Here is a 22,010-nt window from a genome sequence, read left to right as displayed (position 1 = left end):
GACCGGCTCACACGTTGACGCGCGGGCGCGGCAGCTCGCGTTCGATCACCCGGCTCTGCTCGCGTCCCATCGCGGTCGACGCCCACGCGGAGATCACCGCCACGCGCCGGCCGGGCACGCCTCCGAGATAGAAGAGGTGCACGCCGAGATAGGTCGCGAACGCGATCGGCCCCGACAGCTCGAGGCCACGAACGGCGCAGATCGCGCGCCCGCGGCCGACGACGGCCAGCGCCCCTTTGTCGAAGTAGCGAAACGGCTCCGTCGCCCCGGGGCCCCCGGCGGCGATTGCACGGGCGACGTGGCGCGCCTGCTGGATCGCCACCGTCGCCAGCCCGGGCAGCGGCTTGCCGTCGGATCCCGCATGCGATGCGGCATCTCCGATCACCGAGATCTCCGGGTGCCTGGGCAGCGTGCAGTCGGCCAGGACCTGCAGGCGGCCGCCGCGGTCGTGCTCGGCGCCGGTGGCTTCGGCGAGCGCGCCGGCGAACGGCGCCGCGTGCACCCCGGCCGCCCAGATCACCGTGGCCGCCTCGATGCGCTGTGTGGCGCCGCCATGGTCGTAGGTGACGCCGGCGGCGTCGATCGCGGTGGCGCGCGCGCCCTCGCGCACGTCGACGCTGAGCGACGCCAGGGAACGTGCCGCCTTCGCCGACAGCTTCGTGCTGAAGGCGGTGAGCACGCGTTCGCCGGCGTCGAGCAGGACGACGCGGATGTCGCTCGGATCGAAGCCGCTGAACTGGTGGCTCAGGTGGTGGCGCGCGAGCACGGCGAGCTGCCCGGCGACCTCGACGCCCGTCGGGCCGCCGCCGATCACGACGATCGTCAGGAAGCGCCGGCGCGCCTCGTCGTCCGTCGCCCGTTCGGCCTCCTCGAAGGCCGACAGGACCTGATCGCGGAGCCCGACCGCGTCCGCCAGTGTCTTGAGCGCGAACGACGGCTCCTGCCACTCTTCGTGCCCGAAGTAGGACGTGTCGGCGCCGCAGGCGACGATCAGGCTGTCGTAGCCGACCTTCTCGCCGCGGTCAAGCGTCAGCTCGCGCCGCTCGGCGTCGACCTCGGTCACTTCGGCCATCGACACGCGCACGTTGGACTGCTTGCGCAGCATGCCGCGGATCGGTGCCGCGCATTCGCCCATCGACAACATGCCGGAGGCCAGCTGGTAGAGCAGGGGCTGGAACAGGTGGTGGTTGGTGCGGTCGACGAGCGTGACGTCGACGTCGGCCTTGCTCAGCGCCTGCGCGGCGGCCAGCCCGCCGAAGCCGCCGCCGACGATCGCGACCCGTCTGCGCTCAGTGGACACCGGCGACCTCGTGGCTCGTGACGCCCAGCCGCGCGAGCAGGTGATCGCCGACGCGCAGCGCGTTGGCCATCGCCGTCAGTGCCGGGTTGACGGCGCCGATGCTCGGGAAGAAGCTCGTGTCGACGACGTAGAGGTTGTCGACCTCGTGGGCGCGGCAGTCGGTGTTGAGCACCGATGTCGCCGGGTCCGAGCCGAACCGGCACGTCCCGGCCTGGTGCGCGACGCCGGCGACGGGGATGTCGTTCTTGAGATAGGCGTGGCGCGGGATCAGATGGTGCTCGTCGAGGCCGATGTGCTTCAGCAGATCCTTGAGCTCGGCGAGCAGCCGGGCCTTCGGCACCTGGTTGGTCGCCTCGTACGCGAGCTGGAGGCTCCCGTCGTGGCGCAGCGTGACCCGGTTGTCCGGTCGCGGAAGGTCCTCGGTGGAGAGCCAGAAGTCGACCGCGTGCCGGGCGACGTTCTCCAGCGTCCGCTGCGGCGCCAGCCTGGTCTGCAGGGGCTTCTCGCCGCGGTACATGTCGGCGGAGGACTTGCCCACCATCTGGATGTTCCCCAGCGGGAACTCGAAGTCGTCGGTGCCGAAGTAGAAGTCGTTGAGCCCGAGCGTCTTCTGGAAGACCGTCGGGTTCTCTTCCTTCGACAGCGCGAGCACGGCCTGGCTGTTGTGGAACATGTAGTTGCGTCCGAGTTGGCCGGACGCGTTCGCGACGCCGTGCGGGTGCGCGGCGTTCGCCGAGGACAGCAGCAGCGCCGCCGAGTTCGCGGCGCCGCACGCGACGACGACGACGTCGGCGGTGAACATCTCCTGCTCGCCGTCGCGCTCGACGACCACGCCGGTGACCGCGGTCCCGGTCGCGTTCGTCTCCAGCCGCAGCGCCCGTGAGCGGGTGAGCAGCGTCACGTTCGGATGCGTCAGCGCCGGGCGCACCGCCAGCACCTCGGCGTCCGCCTTCGCGTGCACCAGGCACGGGAAGCCGTCGCACGTCGCGCACCGCACGCAGCGGCTATTGGGCGGGTCGGCCTCGTCGAGCATCACGCCGCAGGGGGCGTGGAACGGGTGCAGCCCGGCCGCCTGCAGGTCGTCGGCGAGCTGCTGGATGCGCGGCTCGTGGCTGACGGCCGGGTGTGGGTACGGAGCGCTCGCGTGCGGCTCGGTCGGGTCCTCTCCGCGCGCGCCGTGCACCTGGTAGAGCTGCTCGGCCTGCGTGTAGTAGGGCTCGAACTCGTCATAGCCCACCGGCCACGCGGGAGAACTGCCGTCGTGGTGCGCGAGCTCGCCGAAGTCCTCTTCGCGCAGCCGGTACAGCGCGGCGCCATAGAGCTTCGTGGCACCGCCGACGAAGTAGTGGATCTGCGGCTGGAAGGCGTTGCCGCCCTCGTCGTACCAGGTGTCCTCGGAGACGTAGCGGTTGTCGATGAAGACATCCGACGCCGACCAGTTCTGCGGCTCGCGCGCCAGCCAGTCGCCACGCTCGAGGAGCAGCACCTGCTTGCCGGAGGGCGCGAGCCGGTGAACGAGCGTCCCGCCCCCGGCGCCGCTACCGATCACGATCACGTCGTAGTGGCTCATACCGCGTACTCCTCCGCTCGTTCGGCGACGATGATGCGCGCCGCCGCCTCGATCAGCGCCAGGTGTGAGAACGCCTGCGGGAAGTTCCCGAGGTGGCGCCCGGTGGTGGCGTCGAGCTCCTCGGCGAACAGGCCGAGCGACGACGCGTTGTGCAGCAGGCGCTCCATCAGGTCGCGTGCCCGCTGCAGCTCGCCGATCACGGCCAGTGCCGAGACGAGCCAGAACGAGCAGATCAGGAACGTTCCCTCGCGACCGGCGAGGCCGTCGTCGGTCTGCTCGGTGCGGTAGCGCAGGACGTAGCCGTTCTCGGTCAGCTCGTCCGCGATCGCCAGCACGGTCGCGCGCAGCCGCGGATCGTCGTCCGTGAAGAACCCGAAGACGGCGGCCAGCAGGTTCGAGGCGTCCAGCGCGTCGGTCTCATAGTGCTGGCGCAGCGACCCGCGCGAGTCGACCCCGTGCTCGAGGATGTCGGCGCGGATCTCCTCGGCCACCGCGCGCCAGCGGACTTCTTTGTCCCCGTCGCCGCGGATGTTGGCGATCTTGGCCGCCCGGTCCATCGCGACCCAGGACATGAGCTTGGACGAGACGTAGTGGCAGGGCGCGCCGCGCGCCTCCCAGATGCCCTGGTCGGGCTCGCGCCAGACGCGCGTCGCACACTCGGCCTGGCTCTCGACGATCGGCCACAGGCGCCGGGACAGCCGCTGGCTGCGGCGGGTCTGCAGCAGGATGCAGTCGAGGACCGCGCCGTAGACGTCGTTCTGGCGCTGGTCGAAGGCGCCGTTGCCGATCCGCACCGGCCGCGCGCCCGCGTAGCCGGAGAGGTCGTCGCGCGTGGACTCCGTCAGGTCGCGGCGCCCGTCGATCCCGTACATGATCTGCATCGCGCCGTCGGCGTTGGGCTCGAGGTCGGCCACGTACTGCATGAACTCCTCGGCCTCCCAGTCGAGGTTGAGCCAGTGCAGCGCTCGCAGGGTGAACGTCGCGTCGCGCATCCACGCGTAGCGGTAGTCCCAGTTGCGCTCGCCGCCGGGCGTCTCGGGCAGCGAGGTCGTCGCCGCGGCCACGGTCGCGCCGGTCGGCATGTACGTGAGACCCTTGATGGCGAGGATCGAGCGCGCGATCGCCTCGCGGAACTGATGGTCGGGCAGCCGCGCCCCGTCGACCCACGACCGCCAGAAGCGGGTGGTCGCGGCCATCCGCTCCTGGGCCTCCTCGTCGTTGGCCGGCGACGCCAGCTCCTCCGCCCACGACAGCGAGCAGTAGGCGAGCTCGCCCGCCTGAAGCGTGTGGCGGGCACGCGCGCGCCCGCCCTCGATCCCGATGGCCATGTCGGTGCACAGGCGCAGCGTCACGCCCGCGCCGCTCGCGTCGGCGATGCCGCGACCGTCATGGAGGCTCCACTCGGCGGCGGTGCGCCCGTAGTCGAAGACGGGCTCGCACACGAGCTCCATCTCGACGCTGCCCTCGATGCACTCGATCGTCCGCACGAGCAGGTGGTCGCCGTCCTCGTCGGCCGGCGGGCGCGTGTGCGGCGTCACCGTGTCCTCGCCTCGGCGCGGGCCCATCGTGAGCGCGTCGCGCACGACGACCCAGCCGCTCGAGGTGTGCCAGGTGGTCACGAGCGTGTTGGTGCCGGGCTCGTACGCGCGCGCGGCCGGGACGCCGAGGCCGAACGGCCCGACGCGGAAGTAGCCGGCCTGGCGATCCAGGAGCGTCGCGAACACGCTCGGCGCGTCGAAGGACGGCACGCACAGCCAGGCGATCGCGCCGTCGGGCGCGACGAGTGCCGAGGTATGGCAGTTCGAGAGGAAGCCGAAGGACTCGATCGGGGGGAAGGGCGAGGGCGCGGCGGCGCTCTGTGGCTCGGCGGCGGGGACGGCACGGGCTCCATCGACGGCGGTCATGACGCCACCCACGGACCGTGCCAGCCGCCGTATTCGTCGGGCAGCCGGTCACCGGCCTCCGGACCCCAGGTGCCCTTGGCATAGGAATGCACCGGCGGCGGGTCGACCAACAGCGGCTGCATGATCCGCCACTGCTGCTCGACACTGTCCCGGCGCCTGAAGCGCATCGAGTCGCCGCGCATCGCGGCATCGAGCAGGACCTCGTACGGGGTCGGGTCCTCGCCGCCCTCGTCGGCGAACTCCATGTCCATGGTGATCCGCTCGGGCGCTCTCACATTGCCGCGCCGGGCGTCGACGACCATGCGGATGCCCGTCGACGGGTCGAGCTTGACGGCGATCTGGTTTCGCTCGGGCCGGCGCGTCTCTTCCGGAAGCAGCCCCAGCCGAGGCGGCTCACGGAACACGAGCCGCGCCTCGGTCTGGGTCGTCGGGAGCCATTTGCCCGTGCGGATGAAGAACGGCACACCGGACCAGCGCCAGCTGTCGATGTCCAGGCGCAGCGCGGCGTAGGTCTCCGTCTGTGAATCCGGGGCCACGCCGTCGATCGACCGGTAGCCCTCGTGCTGGCCGCGCACGTAGTTGGCCGGGTCCGCGGGGCGGATCGCGCGCAGCACGCCCGCGATCGAGTCCTTGAGGGTGCTGGGGTCGGCGCCCGCCGGCGGTTCCATCGCGACGGCAGCGACCACCTGCATGATGTGGTTGACGACGACGTCGCGCAGCGCGCCGACCGGGTCATAGAAGTGGCCGCGGGCGTCGACGCCGAAGTCCTCGGCCATCGTGATCTGCACGCATGACACGTAGTTGCGGTTCCAGATCGGCTCGAAGATCGCGTTCGCGAACCGCAGATAGAGCACCTCGGCGAGGCCCATCTTGCCGAGGAAGTGATCGATCCGATACAGCTGCTCCTCGCGCAGATGGACCTCGAGCTCCGCCTGCAGCGCTCGCGCCGACTCGAGGTCGTGGCCGAACGGCTTCTCGACCACGACGCGAGCGTGCTCGGTCAGGCCCGCGCCGGCCAGGCCCTCGACCACCATCCCGAACAGCGACGGAGGGATCTCGAGGTAGAAGACCGGGCGCTCCTTCCCCTCCAGCGCTCGTGCCACACGCTCGAAGGTCGCGGGCTCGGCGAAATTGCCGGCCAGGTAGGAGAACCGCGCCGCCAAGCGCGCGAACGTCGCCTCGTCGATCGTCTCGCCGCACGCCGCGATCGCCGCCCGGGCGTGCCCGCGCAGATCGTCGTCGGTCCAATCATCGGCGGCGACGCCGAGGATCGGACAGTGCAGCAATCCGCGGCGCTCGAGCCGGTAGAGCGAGTGGAACGTCATCACCCGCGCCAGATCGCCGCTGATGCCGAACACCACCAGGACGTCGGTCGTCTGATCGGAGGACGCGCCCGCGTCGGGGCGCGGTCTGACTGCCGTGCTCATACCCGCAAGCTCCTCTCGGATGCGGCCTCCGTCGTCACCCGGTCCGGGTGAAAGGCGGAGTCTTCGAGTTGGTAATCGGCGAGCGCCCGCTGCTCTTCGTCCTTCCTCGGGAACATGAAGAACACGAGCACCGCGCCGAGCGCCACCGCGACGATGCCCGCCGTGTACGCCCACTGGTCGCCGTTGAGGAAGGACTCCTTGGCCGCGGCGGTGATCTGGCTCGCGTACTGCGGGTACTGCTGCGCGACGGACTCCGCCCCGGCGAACGACTTCGTCAGCTGGTTCTCGACGTCACCGTTGATCTGCGCGCTGTTCGGCGCCGCGGCGATCGCCGCCGTGGCGGCGGCAGCGTACCCCGCGGTCAGTAGCGCACCGAAGATCGACTGCATGATCGCGCCGCCGAGGTCGCGCTGCAGGTCGGCGGTGCCGGACGCCATACCCGCGCGCCGCACGGGCACGGAGCCGGTGAGCGAGTGCGACGCGGGCGTGCCGGCGAAGCCCACGCCGATCCCGATGAACGCGTAGGCCAGGCCGATCTTCCAGTAGGGGATGCCCGGCTCCCACAACAGGAGCATCGTCGCGAACGCGAACAGCAGGAACACGTAGCCGCACAGCAGCGTGAAGCGAGCGCCGCGAGTCTCGACGAGCTTGGCCGAGCGCGGCGCGACGAGCACCATGAACACGATCGTGGGCAGGAACGCGGCGCCCGCTTCGAGCGTCGAGTAGCCGAGCACGTTCTGGAGGAACTGCTGGCTGACGAACGCGGCGCCCATCAGCGAGCCGAAGACGATGATCCCGGCGAGCGCCGCCACCCAGAAGATCCGCCGCGAGGCGACGTGCAGGTCGTAGAGCGGGTTGGCCGCGCGGCGCTGACGGATGAGGAACGCGATCAGCGCGGCGACGGCGATCGCGGTCAGCCCGAGCGTCAGCGTCCCTTTGTTCGGAACCGGGGCGAAGTTGATCGCGAGGATCAGCGCCGCGACCAGCACCACGGACAGGACTCCGCCGGGGTTGTCGACCGGCTCGGTCGTCTCGTTCACGTGCGCCGGGACGAACTTGGCGGCCATCGGGAACGCGATGACGACGAGCGGGAGGGTGATCAGGAAGACCGATCCCCAGTCGAAGCTCTCCAGCAGCGCGCCGGCGACCAGCGGGCCGAGGGACGCGATCGCGCCCCCGAGCGCCGACCACAGCGCGATCGACTTCGTGCGCCCCGGCCCCGACCACAGCGCCGCGATCAACGCCAGCGTCGTCGGGTACGCCATGCCCGCGGACAGCCCGCCCAGGACACGAGCTCCGAACAGCACCCCGTCGGTCGGGGCGAACGCGGCGAGCAGGCACGCAGGCACCGACAACGCCATGCCGAGCAGCAACAGCAGCTTGCGCCCATACCGGTCGCCGAGCGCACCGAGGTAGAGCACCGAAGCGGCGAGGCCGAGCGAGTAGCCGACCGCGATCAGGTCGAGCGTCGTCTGCGACGAGTCGAAGTGCTTGCCGATGTCGGGCAGCGCGACGTTCGCCACCGACAGGTTCAGATTGGCGACCCCCGCGACGAGGATCAGCGCGGCGAGCACCAGCCCTGCGCGCGCAGGCGCTTCGCCGCCCTCCACCTTTGTCACGAAGACCGACCTCCTCGTTCCCGTTCGCGGACGAGGATCCAGCGCCGCACGGTGGTCGGCATCACCCGGATCGCATGATCAGGTCTCCGCCGAACACCTTGGCCACGAGATGGGCGCGCGACCGGGCTCCGAGCTTGTCCATGGCGTGGCGGACGTGGGTGCGGACGGTGTCATGAGCGATCCCGAGATCGTCCGCGATCTCCGGCCCGGTCTGTCCCAGCGCGACCAGGCGCACCACTTCGGCCTCACGCGCCGAGAGCGCCCGCGGGTCGTGGCGAGCATCCGGCGTCCGGCGGAAGCGCGGACCCCAGCGCGACGTGTGCAGTGCCGCGACGAGCACGAGGCGGCGGCCGGTGACGGCCTCGGTCGTGGCGCCCCACTGGACGGTCACGGCGTGGCCGTCCGCGTGTAGCAACGTCGCCTCGCCCGCGAAGCGCCCGGCGGCCAGCCACTGCTGCCATTCGGGCTCGGTCACCAGTGGGCCGTCGGCGACGATCTCGGCCATCGGCCGGCGGACGAGCCAGGCGCGCGAGTGCCCGACGAGCCCGACCATGGCCGCGTTGGCGTCCACCACACGCCGCCGCTCGTCGAGCAGCACCATCGCGTTGCGCGACTGACGGAACGCGCTCTCGAACAGCGCCGGCCATCCATCGCCGAGCGACACGCGCGGGACCGTCACGGACGCCGCCGCCCGTGACATCGTCCGAGGCGGAGGATGCCGGCCGTGGGGGGTGCTCGCCATCGACCTCTATGCCGTCATCGATCGTTCGGCGCCGGAGGGCAAGGACGAAGGCTGATCGTCGCGCTTGGCGGCGTAGCGGCGCCAGGCGACGACGACCCAGGTCGCGCCGATCACGGACCAGATCGCCAGCAGCACGTCGTAGATCGTGTTGAACCAGAACAGGTCGGAGCCGGTCGGCGGGATCGCCCAGAACTGCGCGTTGGGCCACAGCAGCTGCCAACCGACGTCCATCACGATGCCGCGCGTGAGCATCACGGCCCACCCGTACGACTGATCCCAGAGCGCGTGCAGCGTGACGACGCCGACGATCGTCAGGACGAGCCCGTGGGTCAGGTGGAAGCGACCGCCACGCGAGCTGGCGAACAGGGCGCCACCGATCAGGGCCGTCCAGGTGATGTGGCCGAACGGCGCGAGAACGGCGCGGAACGCCTCGATCTCGAGCACGGCGACGACCGAGATGCGGTCGGCGTTCTCGAGCACCACCTGGAGTGCGTAGCCGGCACTCTCGAAGGCGGCGAACCCGGCGCCCACGACGGCGCCGAGCACCATCCCGTCGCGCGGCTCGCGGTGATGTACCTGGTGGGCTACGACGAGCAGCACGGCGCCCTTGCCGAACTCCTCGATCCAGCCGACGGCGATGAACGTGCCGCTCGCGGACGGGAGGAGGTAGGTCTCCAGCAGCGCCGTGGCCACGACCCCGAGCGTCCCCGCGAGCAGGAATCCGAGCACGACCTCCTCGGTCGTCAGGTAGCCCTCGCGGCGGCGCGAGAGCGCGAACGCGGCCATCGTCACCGGGACCATGAAGCTGCCGACGATGATCACCGTCGGCACGAGGATCGTGTCGTTGGTGGCCTCCGTGACGACCGCCGCGATCAGCCACGTGACGAGGCCGCCCGCCAGCAGCAGCTTCCACAGCCGCGTCGGGAGATGCACGAAGTGCTCGTGCGGTTCGGCGGTACGCTCAGCCCGCGCGACCCGGGTCAGCTTGATCGCCATGCTCTGCGCCTACTCGCCGGTCCACGGCGTGACGCGAGGGGCTCCGGCGACGGCCGCCTCGAGCGCGAGCGCGGCGTCGGGCGTCAGGTGGTGGCGCACGAGCCGCCCACCGCTCCCTTCGAGCACGGCGATCATCGCGTCGACGTGCTCCGGCCCGGCGAGCAGGAGCAGGGCCGAGGACTTCACGGGCACCTCCGCGCGGAGCTCGTCCAGGAACGCATCGTGCAGATGCGGCGCGTGCTCGGACTCCTTCAGCCCGCCGACGGTGCCGCCGGCGACGAGCCCGACGGCCAACCCGGCAGGCCCGAAGAGGACGCCGACCAGTGCGCCGGTGAGAGCACCCTCGCCCGTCCGCTTGCCGATCACGTCCCCGCGCTCGTCGAGGTCGACGTAGCGGCCCGCGAACGTGCCCCGCACCACGATGCGATCGTGCCGGTGGTGCTCGACGAACGAGACCTCGTGGACCCACGGTTGCGATCCGGAGGTCTCCAGCATGCCGGCGTAGGCCCGCTCGGCGCCCTCGACGCGTTCAAAGACCAGAAGTGCGAGATCGAGGCTCATGCGCGCACCGTCTCAGACGCCGTCCGGGTCCGCTTACTCCGATCCGGGTGATGCGTCGCGCTCTCGGACGGTGATCGAGAACGCCGCCCGGTAGCTGTCGCCCGGCGCGAGCAGCGTCAGCTCGGGCCCCGCCGTCACCAGTGCGTTGGCGGGCGCGGTCATCGGCTCGAACGCGATCACGGCGTCGTCCGCGGGAGCGAACACCTGCGCGTACGGATAGCCGGCCTCGAAGGCCAGCTCGATCCGCCGGCCCCCGCCCTCGAGCACGAACGCGGCCCCGTCGGGTGGCGCGGCGTAGGCATCGTCGTACGTCCGCGCGCCGAGTCGCCCGGGCGCGATCCGCACGGGCTCGCGCTCGCCGGTCGGCAGCATGTCCGGACCGAGGCGCAACCGCTCCCGGACCGGGATCTCCACGCGCCAATCCTCACGCTCGACCCCGTCGAGTCGGAGGTAGGGATGGAACCCGAACGCGATCGGCACGGGCGCCTCGCGCGACGCGTGCACCGTCGTGGCGACGCGCAGCGTCGGGCCGCTCAGCGTCGCCTCGAGCACCAACTCGTGGGCGAACGGGAACGCCGCCATCAGCACGTCGTCGGCGGAGAAGTCGAAGCGCGACGTGAGCACGGCGCCGTCCGCGGTGGCTTCGTGGCGCTCGACGCGCCAGCCCGCGGCCGCGCTCAGCAGGCCATGCATCGGCAGCCCGTTCGCATCGCGGCGCAGCGGCGTCGCGACGGGGTCAATGACGATCTCGCGGCCGGCGACCGCGCAGCGCCACGCCGACAACCGGTTCGCCCACGGGTACAGCAGCGGAATGCCCATCGTCTTGCGCTCGGCCACGTACGCGGCGAGGCCGCCGCGCCGGCCGAGCAGCTCCTGGCCACGATGGCGCAGCGAACAGCCGACCATGCCGGCGTCCGGGACGAACGCGGCCTCGAGTACGCCGTCGGGCGTCGCCAGCGTGAGCGCGGTGAAGCCTTCGATCGTCCGTTCGCCGATCATGTCAGCGCATCGTCCAGCCGCCGCGGCCGGGCGGAATCGTCCGATCGGGGTGATCCTCGAGATCGCGCAACCGTGGGATGGAACACGGCGCCCAGCGGCGCCACCATGGTTGGCGTGTCGCGGAGGAGCGGTAGCTGACGCCGGCGGGGTGCGCGCGGCGCCGGTGGCACGGAAGGACCTCTCCCGGCAACGGCTTTCCTCGAGGTGTGGGCCGTGCCGCAGAGGGCTCGGTGTGGCGCGAGCCGACAGGAGGGTCGGCTCGCGCCTGCCGCTTCACGACGAACTGAAGGTCACCTCCGCGCTGGACGCGCCGCCGATGCCCTGGGCGTCGGGCCGGCTCGCGAACGCGCGAGCGCGCGGGTCCGGGACGAACCGCTCCAGCGCGGCCGCCAGTTCGGCGACCTGCTCCTCGACGGCCGCGCGATGCTCCGGGCGGACGCGGGCGGCGAGGTGGTCGAGCAGCGCGGCCAGGCGGCGCGTGGTCTGGGTCGAGGTCGCGCCGTAGTCGCGGATCTCGGTCAGCGCGAGGGCGAGCAGGTCGTCCCAGCGCCGCGTCACGATCAGCACGCGCGGGCGCCCGCTGCCGTCGCAGATCGTGTCGCGGTCACGCAGGTCGCTCTCGCCGATCACCAGCAGCAGGTCCTCGATCGCCCCCAGGATCTGGCAGGCCGTCGTCGGATCGTTGACCGCGGGAGACAGCGCCCGGATCGCGATGTCGACGAGGATCCGCAGCGCGAAGGCGGGATCCTGCTCGATCGTGCGCTCCTCGCCGATCGCCAGCAGGCCGCGCAGATGCTCGGCGTCGGGCGGGGTGGCGCCGAAGACCCGCAGCAGAACGCTCCCGTGCGGGACGATGTCGCCGACCGCGTGCGCGAGCTCCAGGACGCAATCGTGCCGGGTCGCCGTCTCCAGCAGCCCGCGCCGGTCGATGGCCTGGATCGCACCCGCCGCGCCGCTATGAACCTCGAGCGACGGCGGCCCCTCGGGCCTGGCGTCGCCGAGCTCGGAGTGCGGGCCGGTCGGTTGCATCTCCTGGAACACGCGTGCTCCGGCGCGGGCGACGATCCACCCCACCGCGACCGGGCGCAGGCGGTGGATGAAGCGGTCGAGATAGACCAGGAAGAGCACGACGCTCACGGTGACCGCGATCCCGGCGATCGTCACGCCGATGTCCGGGACCGTGTCCGGACCGACGCGGCGCAGCAGCGCCAGCGCGAACGTCAACGTGCCGACGAACGTGCCGAGCACGGTCTTCTGCAACCCGTCCCGGAACCACAGCCGCATGAAGCGGGGAGAGAGGGTCTGCGTCGCCATCTGCACGATCAGGACGCCGAAGGCGACCACGAAGCCGGTGAGTCCGACCATCGCGCCGACGATCGCGGCCAGGACCGCGCTCGCCGTCGACTCGGAGTACATCCAGCCGTTCGGGATGTCGATGTGCGTCTCGAGCGCCACCGTCAGCTCCGCGAGCAGCGGGCCGGCCACGGCACAGACCAGCGGCACCATCCAAAGGCTTCCCTTCAGCCTCTGCCGCCGCCGGAAGCGCGTGGCCCATGACGCCATGCGACGTAGCCTCGCCGCCACGTGTGGCGGTCGCATCACCCGTTTGAGGCGATGCGGCCGCGGCGGCTCCCGTAGAACGTCGCGCTGTGGCGAAGTGGTTGCCGATCCTCGAATGGTTGCCTCGATACTCGGGCAAGCTGCTGCGTGGCGATCTCATCGCCGGCATCGCGGTGACCGCGCTTGTCGTCCCGAAGAACCTGGGCTATGCGGGCATCGCGGGGATCCCGCTGCAGAACGGGCTCTATGCGGCCGCGGCGGGAGCGTTGATCTATCCGTTGTTCGGCACGTCGCGGCAGATCTCCACGGGACCGAGCTCGTCGCTGGCCGCCGTCGCGGGCGGCGCCGTGCTCGTGGTCGGCGCCGGCGACCAGGAGGCGGCGCAGCTGGTGGCCGCGATCACGCTCGCGACGGGGGCGCTGTTCCTGCTGATGGCGCTGCTGCGGCTCGGATGGATCGCGCGCTTTCTCTCCAAGGCGGTGATCACCGGGTTTCTCGCGGGCGCGGCGATCGATGTCGTGATCGGCGAGCTGCCGAAGTTGACGGGTACGTCGTCCGAGGGAGACAACGCATGGCAGGAGATCGGGTCGTGGGTGGGCGGTCTGGCCGAGACCCACGGCACGACGCTGCTCGTCGGGCTCGCATCGCTGGCGCTGATCCTGGGGTTGCGGTTCGTCGCGCCGAAGGTTCCGGGAGCGCTCGTGCTGGTCGTCGGCGGCCTGCTCGCTTCCGCACTGTTCGACCTCGGCAGCCACGGGGTGGCGTTGGTCGGCGACGTCCCGAGCGGCCTGCCGTCGCCGGCGCTGCCCGACGCCGACGTCTTCGCGGACCATGCGGCGACGATCGGGATCGCCGCGATGGCGCTGCTGTTGATCGGGTTCTCCCAGACGGCGGGAGACGCGCGCGCGTTCGCGGCCCGTCACCGCTACCGCGTCGATGTCAACCAGGAGTCGATCGCCCAGGGCATGGCGAACGCCGGCGCCGGCGTGTTCCAGGGGATGCCCGTCTCGACGAGCCTGTCGGCCAGCTCGCTCAACGAGTCCTCCGGGGCCCGCACGCCGATCGCCTCGCTCGTGACCGGGGGCCTGGTGCTCCTGACCCTCCTGGTCCTGGCGCCGCTGTTCTCCGATCTGCCGAAGGCCGTGCTCGCCGCCTTGATCATCGACGCGGTGGTCTTCGGGATGATCGACATCGGAGAGCTCCGTCGTCTTCGCCGTGTCGCCAGAGTCGACTTCTGGATCGCGGTCGCGGCCATCGTCGGCGTCCTCTCGGCGGGCGTGCTCGCCGGCGTCGTCATCGGCGTCGCGCTCTCGTTGCTGTGGCTCATCAGCGTCGCCACGCGGCCGAGCATCCCCAAGCTCAGCCGGCAGCCGGGCACGCAGGTGTTCCGCGACGCCAAAGAGCATCCCGAGGACGAGCGGTTCCCCGGAATCATCATCTTGCGCCTGGACTTCGGCCTGTCCTTCGCGACCGCCGAAGCGCTCGAGGATCGCGTCCGCGAGCTGATCGACCTGGAGGACGAGCTGCGCGCAGTCGTTCTGGACTTCGCCGGCGTGGACTTCATCGACTCCCAGGGCTCCGAGAAGCTGCGCGAGATCCAGCGACTCACCGGCGCATCCGGCGCCGTGCTCCGCGTGGCGCGCATGAAGCCGAGGATTCGTGTGGTCCTCGCCGCCGACGGGGTGCTCGCCGTGATCGGCGAGGAGCACCTGCATGGCAATGTCGACGAGGCGGTGGAGGCGCAGTTGCAGTCCCGCACGTTGCCTTAGGACCGTCGAATTGCAATGGCCGAACCGTCCTTCAGCGAGTGGTATCTGCGCTTTCTCTCGGCGTTCCGAGGGCCGGCTCGTTACAGCGCGGCGGGCGCGCATCCCGGGAGCAATGGCTGCCGCATTCGGGGTCATTCAAGCCTTCGGCTGGAGGTTCGGCCTCGACGCGACGGCTTCGGAAACCGCGGTCGCCACGCTGCAGGTGATCGTTGCCGGGCTGGCCGCCGCCGCGCGGTTTCGCAGTTCGTTGTTCACGACCCGAGTCGGCAACCAGGACGTCGGTGTGGGGCCGAGTGCACTGCTCGACACGCTGTTGAATGCGGTCGATCGGGCCGTCGACCGCCGTCGGGCCGTGGAGCGCCTTGCGACTGCGCGAGGACATTGCGGACACGGTCAAGATGCGGATGTTCGCGCTCGATGTGCTGACGCTGACCGGCGAGGCTGGACTTCGCGCCGCGCTTGCAATTGACCTCTACGTCGGCGACTCGAAGCGACGACGAGGCCGACGGTGGGCACCGACGCTCCGACCGAGGAGGTGCGCGTCGACGCGCCGGCCGAGCCCGAGCCCGAACGGGCCGAGGAACCAAGCGGCGTGCTCGAGACGCTGGAGCGGGACGCAAGGCTGGCACCCACTGCGCCCGGCGTTCCCTGAGGCGCTGCTCGAGCTCGGGCGGGTTCTGACCGCCGGTCATGCAGACCGATTGGAAGAGGCGGAGGCACAGCTCCAGACGGCGCTGCGTTTCGCGGAAACGGACGAGTTGACCACCGCGATCAGGTTCCAGCTCGCGGTCCTCTCGTCAAAGCTCGAACGTCCCTCGGTGAGGTTCTCGGATGGCTCGAGCAATGCGCCGACACGGAGGACGCGCCACCGGAATGGGGACTTGCGCGCGCCGCCATCCACATCGAGCTCGACGACTCCGAACACGCGACTGAGCAGTACGGAGCTGGGTTGGTGCTCCTCGGTCTTCTCGAGAATGAAGCTGGACACGTCGACGCGGCCGCCGATGTGCTCACTCGTTCGCTATCTCCCGAGCACGACCGATCCGCTGTTCCGGCTCTTCTATCGCGACGACACTCCGCCCGATCTCCGAAAGCTCGCCAAGGAGATCCGTGGGGCGGTTCTGATCACGACGATCGACGAGCCCCAGCGTCCCCCACCAGATTCCATCTAGCTCCGCGGGTCATCCGGTTGGGGTGATGCAGGACGCAGGTCGCGCGTGCTCTCCTGGGGCCATCGGCGTCGATCGGTCATCGCGTTGAAGTTCGGATTCGCCCGCCGCTGGCTAAGGTCCGTCCGGCCCGAGCCGGGAACCCTGCGCAGCGATGCGATCGCCGGTGTTCCCGGCGCGGTCGGCAGCGTTCCGGACGGCATGGCCTCGGCGGTGCTCGTCGGGGTCAATCCGGTGTACGGGCTCTATGCGAGCTTCGCCGGGCCGATCGCGGGCGGCCTGACGGCGAGTACACGCCTGATGGTGATCACGACGACGACCGCGGCGGCGCTCGCGGCGGGTTCGGCCGTCGACGGATTCGATGCCGCCAAGCGCCCCGACGCGTTGTTCATGCTGACCGTCCTGGCGGGCGCGATCATGGTCGTCGCCGGGCTCGCGCGCCTCGGTCGCTACACCCGCTTCGTCTCGTTCTCGGTGATGATCGGGTTCCTCACCGGCGTCGCGGCGAACATCATCTTCGGCCAGATCCCCGACTTCACCGGGGTGAGCGCGACCGGCGATTTCGCGCTGGAGAAGGCGTGGTACGTCGTGACGCATCCGGACCAGATCGAGCTCGCCTCGCTGCTCACCGGCGCGGGCGCGCTCGTGCTGCTGGTGGGGCTCGCGCGGACGCGGCTCGCCGCTTTCTCCGCGGTGATCGCGCTCGTCATCCCGACCTTGCTGACGTTGTCGGTCGACTCGATCGCACGGGTCGAGGACGAGGGCAAGATCCCGACCGGGGTCCCGCTTCCGCACCTCCCCGATTTCGGGCTCGCCGTCGATCCCAACGTCCTCGTCGGTGCGCTGTCGGTCGCGGTGATCGTCCTCGTCCAAGGCGTCGGCGTCAGCGAGGCGGCACCCAACCGCGACGGCCCCGCGTCGGAGCCGAACCGCGACTTCATCGCCCAAGGCGTCGGCAACCTCGCGTCCGGCCTCTTTAGAGGGCAGCCGGTCGGCGGCTCGGTCGGGCAGACGGCGCTCAACGTGGCCGCGGGGGCGCGCGGACGCTGGGCATCGATCTTCTCGGGGATCTGGATGCTGGCGGTGCTCGTCGTCTTCTCCGGCATCGTCGGGCGGGTGGTGATCCCGCCGCTGGCGGCCGTGCTGATCTTTGCCGCGGCCGGTTCGTTGCGCAGCGGGGCGATCGGGACGATCCTGCGGACGGGTCTGGTCTCGCAGATCGGCTTCGTCTCGACGGTCGCGGCCACGCTCTTCCTGCCCGTGGCGGCCGCCGTCGGGGTCGGGGTGACGCTGTCGCTGCTGCTGCAGCTCAACCGCGAGGCGCTCGACCTCAAGGTCGTCCGGCTCGAGCCGCTTGAAAGCGGACGCTTCGAGGAGTCGCCGGCGCCCGCCCAGCTGCCGAGCGCCGCCGTCACCCTGCTCGACGTCTACGGGAGCCTCTACTACGCCGGCGCCAAGACGCTCGCGGCGCGGCTGCCGGAGACCGCCGGCGCGGAGCGCCCGGTCGTCGTGCTGCGGCTGCGCGGTCGCACGCAGCTCGGCGCCTCCTCGCTGGTCGTCCTGGATGCCTACGCGGAGCGGCTGGCCGCCGTCGGCGGCCGGCTGATCCTCAGCGGCGTCGCTCCGGAGCTGGTCGAGCGACTGCGGCGCACCGGGCGCAGCCACCTCGACGCGCAAGTCAGCGTCTTCGCGGCGACCGAGGTCGTCGGGGACGCGTCCGACGCGGCCTATCGCGAGGGGCAGCGCTGGCTCGCGGCGGGTCCGTGAGCGATCTCACCCAGTCGAGGTGATGCCGGTTCGCACGCGAGCGGCGAGAGTCGCGTGCGCATCCGACAAGCCGTTCTACTGATGGCGCGGCAATAGGAGGGATGAACCATGCGACGACTGCGCGATCGTGGGCAACCGGACGGCACGCGCTACACGCTGCGCGAGAAGCTGTTCTCGGTCGGCGACGACTACTGGATCGAGACCGACGGCGGTGAACGCGCGTTCAAGGTCAACGGCAAGGCGCTGCGGGTCCGGGACACGCTGGTGGTCGAGAGCCGCTCCGGCCAGGAGCTGCTCAAGATCCAGGAGAAGAAGCTCACCGTGCGCGACAAGATGGAGATCGAGCGCGACGGCCACACGGTGGCGACCGTCAAGAAGGCGCTCGTCGGCATCCGCGACCGCTACTCGATCGAGGTGGAAGACGGCGACGACCTGTCCGCCAAGGGCAACTTCGTCGACCACGAGTACGAGATCGAGCGCGACGGCGACAAGGTGGCCGAGGTCTCGAAGCGCTGGCTCCGCATCCGCGATGCGTACGGCATCGAGGTCATGCCCGACCAGGACGACGCGCTGATCCTGGCGATCGCGGTCTGCATCGAGCAGATGGGCCACGACTAGGAGCCCGCGCCCGCGCTGATCACGGGCGCGGCGCGGTGGCGACCCTCGCCGCTAAGGAGCGGGAACGCTGACGCCGGCGGCGGGAGCCGGTGCCGGCGGCTGCAGCGCGAACCGCCAGCCGCGCAGCACACCGTGGACCGCGGCCGCGCCGATGATCGGCCCGTCGGGGAGCGTCAGCCCCGGCGGGTACAGCAGGAACGGCCGGGTCTGGGGACCGCCGAGACCGCCGTGGAAGCAGATCAGCTCCTCGAAGGCGCACCCCTCGTCCAGGTCGGGGTCGTAGAAGCTGCCGACCATGATGTCGGCGACGTGCGCGAAGCCGTCGGTGCGCAGGAGATGCGCGGGCGCGGTGCGAGAGAACGCGGCGAGCGGATCGACGCCCTCGATATGTCCGTCCCGGAGCCGATGCGACCCGTCAGGGCCGAGCGCGACCGGGCCGTCCTGTGCCGAACGGACCAGCAGCCAGCCGATGTGCTCGTGCGCGCGCAGGCCTCCGATCAGCTCCGGATGGCGCTGCTGGATCTCCTCGAGCGTGAGCCGCCGGTCGGAGTCCATCAGGTAGATCAGCCCGAGGTTGCCTGAGCCCAGGACGACGACCTCGCGTCCCGAGACGTCGTTCTTCGCGCGCTTGCCCGATCCCGAGCCCGTCGCCTCGGTGACGGCGTGGCCGACCAGCGCGCGCTGCTCATCTCCTCCGGAGAAGCCCGCCACGTCGGCGCTGGAGAGCAGGCGCTGGACGAGCTCGTCGAGGCCGTAGCCGTGGCGCTGCTTGAACGTGGCGCCCTGCGTCTGGCCGTGGTCGGACAGCACCACGATCTCGTACGGACGCGGCGCATAGCGGCGCGCCCGCTCGATACGTGCGAACTGCTGGTCGAGCTTGCGCAGCGCTTCGCCGGTGTCCGCGCGTTCGAGCCCGGAGTGATGCGCGACCTCGTCGTAACTGGCGAACGTGGCGTAGACCGCCGGGCGCCCGCGCATCATGTCCGTCAGCACGCCGTAGACGATCAGGTCGCGGACGAAGACGCACATCGCGGCGCGCAGGAAGGGGTAGATCCCGCCGCGGTGCCCGCGCGGGCGCACGTCGCGCCGCTTCTGCTGAGCGGCCGCCGTCAACTCGAGCACGACCTCCCACAGGTAGAGCACCAGCAGCCGGGTGACGTTGAAGCCGTTGGCCAGGAAGGCGCGGTAGCCGGGATTGGCCTGCTTCTCGGCGTCCATGCGGCTGACGGTGAGGATCGCGTCGTCCGCCTCGCCGGACAGCAGGTTGCCGCGGCTGGCGCCGCCGCCGGCGAGCAGGCCGACGCCGGTGGAGTGCCGGCGCTCGATCTCCGCGCAGTCCGAGGCCGACGAGCACACCATCATCGTCGCGGTCTCCTTCTCGACCCAGCGGAACGCCGGCATGTCGTCGTTGGAGCCGAGGAGGATTCCCGCCTGGCTCGCTCCCGTCTGCGACGAGAGGTCGGTCTCCCACTCCGCGAGCCGGTAGCCGTGGTCGGAGATCCAGCGCGCCATGTTCGGCGCGCTCCCGTCGCGCATCGCGTTGCGCAGGATCGGCAGCGCGAGCCCGTCGATCTCGAGGAAGATGATGCCCGGCGTGTCGGTGCGGTCGTCGGAGCCGAGCCGGCGGGCGATCCGGCGGGTGACCCGCAGTGTGTACTCGTCGTCATCGTCGGTGCCGGCGATGACCTGCAGGAGCATGCTCACGGCGGCGATCAGCACGGCGGTCAGCAGCGCGTCGCCGAAGGAGTCCACGCGCAGCCAATCCGGGAAGACGGCGTCGACGAGCATCAGCAGGCCCGCGTCGACGAGCAGCACGAGGATGAACCCGATCGCGACCATGAACGGCAGCCGCAGCGCCGCGATCACCGGCGGGACGATCGCGTTCAGCAGCGCGATCGACAACGCGACCACGAAGCCGGCGCCGGGTTCCTCGAGGGCCACGCCCGGGACGAGTCCCGCGGCGACGTACACGGACGCCGCCAGGATCGCCCAGGAGACAAGGAGCCGCAGCGGCCTGATCCGCGGCGTCGCCGGCTCCCACTTGATCGCTTCGCCATAGCCCGGATCGCTCATGGTGCCGATCATCCGCGCCCGCGCGCGGTCGCGCATCGCCCGATCCGGATGAACCGCGCGTGATCACCCGGTTCGGACGAGGTGGGCTCCGGGGAGATCTGAGACCGTCCGGGTATGCGCCACCGCCGAGTGATCCGCCAGCGTCCATCGCCCGAGCCCAACGGTGCGCCCGCCGCCGAGTTCGTCGAGCTCGCCCCGGATGAGCTGAGCGGCGTCTTCGCCGCTCCGACGTGGCTGCGCGACCTCGGGATGATGTCCTGGCTGCTCGTCGGCGTCGCCGCGCTGGGGGTCGGCGTGGCGGCCCTGCTGGCACTGACCAACGCGATCGTCGCGCCGGTGGTGACCGCGGCGATCGTCGCCGCCGTGCTCTCCCCGCTGGTGCGCCGGTTGAGCCGCGGCCGGCTCTCGCGGACCGCGGCCGCCGCGCTCGTGTTCCTCGGGTTGGTCGCGCTCGGGGTGGGATTCGCCGTGCTGATGCTCGGCGCGGTCGTCAGCAAGTCCTCCGAGCTGGAGAGCGCCCTCACGAACGCGGCCGCGAAGCTCCAGAGCGCGCTCGAGGACGCCGGCGTCAGCAGCGGGCAGGCCCAACAGGCCAACGCCGGCGCCAGCTCGAGCCTCAGTGACGCGTTCCACGCCCTCCTGCAGGGCGTCGGGACGGGCGTCCAGGTGCTGGGCGGGCTCGCCATCTTCGTCTCCTTCACCGCGCTCAGCCTCTTCTTCCTGCTCAAGGACGGCCCGCAGATCCGCCGCTGGACGGAGCGTCATATGGGCGTGCCGCCCGACGTCGGGCGGATCATCACCGAGCGCACGCTGCAGGCACTGCGCGGCTACTTCACCGGCGTCACGGCGGTCGCGGCGTTCAATGCGATCGTGATCGGCCTGGGAGCGCTCGTGCTCGGCGTCGGGCACGCCGGCTCGATCGCGCTCGTCAACTTCGCGGCGGCGTACGTCCCCTATCTCGGCGCCTGGTCAGCCGGCGCGTTCACCGTCCTGATCGCGCTCGGGTCACAGGGCACGACGACGGCGCTGATCATGGCGGTGATCGTCCTCTTGGCCAACGGCATCCTGCAGCAGATGATCCAGCCGATCGCGTTCGGCGCCGCGCTGGGCATCCACCCGCTGGCCGTGCTGATCGTCACGATCGCCGGCGGGAGCCTGTTCGGCATGATCGGTCTCGTCCTGGCCGCGCCGCTCACCTCGGCCGCGACGCACATCGCGGCCGACCTCGCGCGAGCAAGACCTAAGCCAGCGCAACCACTCCCTTGATCACGAGATACGCGCCGAGCGCGGCGAAGGACGTGACGAGCAGCCACTCCTCGTTCTCGCGTGCCCAAGCGGCACCGCGACCGAGGTAGACGTTCGCCGTGCCGGGCGAGAACACCGCCAGCGCGAGCGCGATGATCGGGATTGCGAACCACAGCAGGTTGTAGACGGCGACGTAGAGCGTCGCCTCCCCGCCTCGGAAGTCCTCCGCGGCGATCGCGTTGAGCACGACGAGGTAGATCAGACCGGGCACGTGGGTGGCGACGCCCGCGACGGCAGCGGTCCGCGCGGACGGATGGCTCAACCGCGTGGTGATCCGCGACGGTGACTTCGGCTTCGACGCCGCGCGGTGCGGCGGGGACACCCGCCCCTGCTTGACGCCGGCCGCGAAGGCGAGCGCCGCAACGCCGGCGAGCACGTCGAACGCGGCCGCGAAGGACGACCGCCCGAAGGCGTTACCGGCACCGTCGAAGGCGACCACGATCAGGGTCCCGACGGCGATGCTGACGATCAGTCCGGTGAGCGTGAACGCCAGCAGCAGACGGCGCGCATCCGGCGCGCGCAGCAGCGCGACGACCGCGGCCTGGCTCGTCGCGGGACGCAAGGCACTGAGGACACCGAGGGCGAGGAGCTCGAAGATCAACGGACTCGGGCGTCAGCTTGACAGCACACA

General features: G+C 70.9%; 20 protein-coding genes. 7 read left to right on the top strand and 13 right to left on the bottom strand.

Annotated features, from left to right (window positions below):
* Positions 1-7 precede the first annotated feature (7 nt).
* The 10 genes from OM076_RS09075 to OM076_RS09030 all read right to left on the bottom strand — a co-directional run bounded on the left by OM076_RS09075 (position 8) and on the right by OM076_RS09030 (position 12,624).
* On the bottom strand, positions 8-1,300 hold the full coding sequence (locus OM076_RS09075; RefSeq protein WP_270039251.1) for an NAD(P)/FAD-dependent oxidoreductase: 1,293 nt from the start codon (positions 1,298-1,300) through the stop codon (positions 8-10).
* Entirely contained in the window at positions 1,290-2,870 is a 1,581-nt protein-coding gene (locus tag OM076_RS09070; RefSeq protein ID WP_270039249.1) for a GMC family oxidoreductase, read from the bottom strand. Before OM076_RS09070 ends, OM076_RS09075 begins: the two co-directional genes overlap by 11 nt.
* Positions 2,867-4,774 carry a glycoside hydrolase family 15 protein gene (locus OM076_RS09065; RefSeq protein WP_270039248.1) on the bottom strand — a complete coding sequence of 636 codons (1,908 nt, stop codon included), beginning with the start codon at positions 4,772-4,774 and terminating at the stop codon, positions 2,867-2,869. Before OM076_RS09065 ends, OM076_RS09070 begins: the two co-directional genes overlap by 4 nt.
* Positions 4,771-6,201, bottom strand: coding sequence for a glucose-6-phosphate dehydrogenase (gene zwf / locus OM076_RS09060; protein WP_270039247.1), 1,431 nt, complete (start codon positions 6,199-6,201; stop codon positions 4,771-4,773). The genes OM076_RS09065 and zwf overlap by 4 nt, the downstream gene beginning before the upstream one ends.
* Complete coding sequence (locus OM076_RS09055) at positions 6,198-7,820, bottom strand: MFS transporter (protein WP_270039245.1); 1,623 nt, start codon at positions 7,818-7,820, stop codon at positions 6,198-6,200. The genes zwf and OM076_RS09055 overlap by 4 nt, the downstream gene beginning before the upstream one ends.
* Before the next feature lie 61 nt (positions 7,821-7,881).
* Positions 7,882-8,520, bottom strand: coding sequence for a helix-turn-helix transcriptional regulator (locus OM076_RS09050; protein WP_270039244.1), 639 nt, complete (start codon positions 8,518-8,520; stop codon positions 7,882-7,884).
* A gap of 48 nt (positions 8,521-8,568) precedes the next feature.
* A complete protein-coding gene (locus OM076_RS09045; RefSeq protein WP_270039243.1) occupies positions 8,569-9,558 on the bottom strand; it encodes a PrsW family intramembrane metalloprotease in 990 nt (329 codons plus the stop codon).
* Between the two features lie 9 nt (positions 9,559-9,567).
* Positions 9,568-10,119: a DUF1269 domain-containing protein gene (locus tag OM076_RS09040; protein WP_270039241.1), complete on the bottom strand. Its 552-nt coding sequence runs from the start codon at positions 10,117-10,119 to the stop codon at positions 9,568-9,570.
* A 33-nt stretch (positions 10,120-10,152) separates the two neighbouring features.
* Positions 10,153-11,118, bottom strand: coding sequence for an aldose 1-epimerase (locus OM076_RS09035; protein WP_270039239.1), 966 nt, complete (start codon positions 11,116-11,118; stop codon positions 10,153-10,155).
* 273 nt (positions 11,119-11,391) lie between these two features.
* Complete coding sequence (locus tag OM076_RS09030) at positions 11,392-12,624, bottom strand: DUF2254 domain-containing protein (RefSeq protein ID WP_270039238.1); 1,233 nt, start codon at positions 12,622-12,624, stop codon at positions 11,392-11,394.
* A gap of 143 nt (positions 12,625-12,767) precedes the next feature.
* Here OM076_RS09030 and OM076_RS09025 point away from each other — a divergent pair, with 143 nt between their 5' ends.
* The 3 genes from OM076_RS09025 (at position 12,768) to OM076_RS09015 (ending at position 15,099) form a co-directional block, all read left to right on the top strand.
* Positions 12,768-14,447, top strand: a complete 1,680-nt coding sequence (locus OM076_RS09025) for a SulP family inorganic anion transporter (protein ID WP_270039236.1) — start codon at positions 12,768-12,770, stop codon at positions 14,445-14,447.
* Between the two features lie 112 nt (positions 14,448-14,559).
* On the top strand, positions 14,560-14,916 hold the full coding sequence (locus OM076_RS09020; protein WP_270039235.1) for a hypothetical protein: 357 nt from the start codon (positions 14,560-14,562) through the stop codon (positions 14,914-14,916).
* 39 nt (positions 14,917-14,955) lie between these two features.
* Positions 14,956-15,099 (top strand): hypothetical protein, encoded by a 144-nt coding sequence (locus OM076_RS09015; protein ID WP_270039233.1) that lies wholly within the window; start codon positions 14,956-14,958, stop codon positions 15,097-15,099.
* A 36-nt stretch (positions 15,100-15,135) separates the two neighbouring features.
* On the opposite strand, the gene OM076_RS09010 is transcribed toward OM076_RS09015, so the two are convergent.
* Positions 15,136-15,435, bottom strand: a complete 300-nt coding sequence (locus tag OM076_RS09010) for a hypothetical protein (protein ID WP_270039232.1) — start codon at positions 15,433-15,435, stop codon at positions 15,136-15,138.
* A gap of 16 nt (positions 15,436-15,451) precedes the next feature.
* Here OM076_RS09010 and OM076_RS09005 point away from each other — a divergent pair, with 16 nt between their 5' ends.
* From OM076_RS09005 to OM076_RS08995, 3 genes are all read left to right on the top strand, one after another.
* Positions 15,452-15,619 carry a hypothetical protein gene (locus OM076_RS09005; protein WP_270039231.1) on the top strand — a complete coding sequence of 56 codons (168 nt, stop codon included), beginning with the start codon at positions 15,452-15,454 and terminating at the stop codon, positions 15,617-15,619.
* Between the two features lie 84 nt (positions 15,620-15,703).
* Complete coding sequence (locus tag OM076_RS09000) at positions 15,704-17,383, top strand: SulP family inorganic anion transporter (RefSeq protein ID WP_270039229.1); 1,680 nt, start codon at positions 15,704-15,706, stop codon at positions 17,381-17,383.
* A 108-nt stretch (positions 17,384-17,491) separates the two neighbouring features.
* Entirely contained in the window at positions 17,492-18,001 is a 510-nt protein-coding gene (locus OM076_RS08995) for an LURP-one-related/scramblase family protein (RefSeq protein WP_270039228.1), read from the top strand.
* Positions 18,002-18,052: 51 nt separating this feature from the next.
* Here the strand turns inward: OM076_RS08995 and OM076_RS08990 are convergent, their stop codons facing one another.
* Positions 18,053-20,074, bottom strand: a complete 2,022-nt coding sequence (locus OM076_RS08990; protein WP_270039226.1) for a phage holin family protein — start codon at positions 20,072-20,074, stop codon at positions 18,053-18,055.
* Positions 20,075-20,188: 114 nt separating this feature from the next.
* Between OM076_RS08990 and OM076_RS08985 the strand changes: the two genes are divergently transcribed.
* Complete coding sequence (locus OM076_RS08985) at positions 20,189-21,340, top strand: AI-2E family transporter (protein ID WP_270039225.1); 1,152 nt, start codon at positions 20,189-20,191, stop codon at positions 21,338-21,340.
* Here the strand turns inward: OM076_RS08985 and OM076_RS08980 are convergent.
* Positions 21,315-21,980 (bottom strand): GAP family protein, encoded by a 666-nt coding sequence (locus tag OM076_RS08980; RefSeq protein ID WP_270039223.1) that lies wholly within the window; start codon positions 21,978-21,980, stop codon positions 21,315-21,317. The two genes, OM076_RS08985 and OM076_RS08980, sit on opposite strands and share 26 nt — an antisense overlap.
* Positions 21,981-22,010 lie beyond the last annotated feature (30 nt).

The organism is Solirubrobacter ginsenosidimutans, from assembly GCF_027587205.1.
The sequence above is the reverse complement of the archived record's forward strand: the minus strand, read 5'-3'. Positions and strand labels throughout refer to the sequence as shown.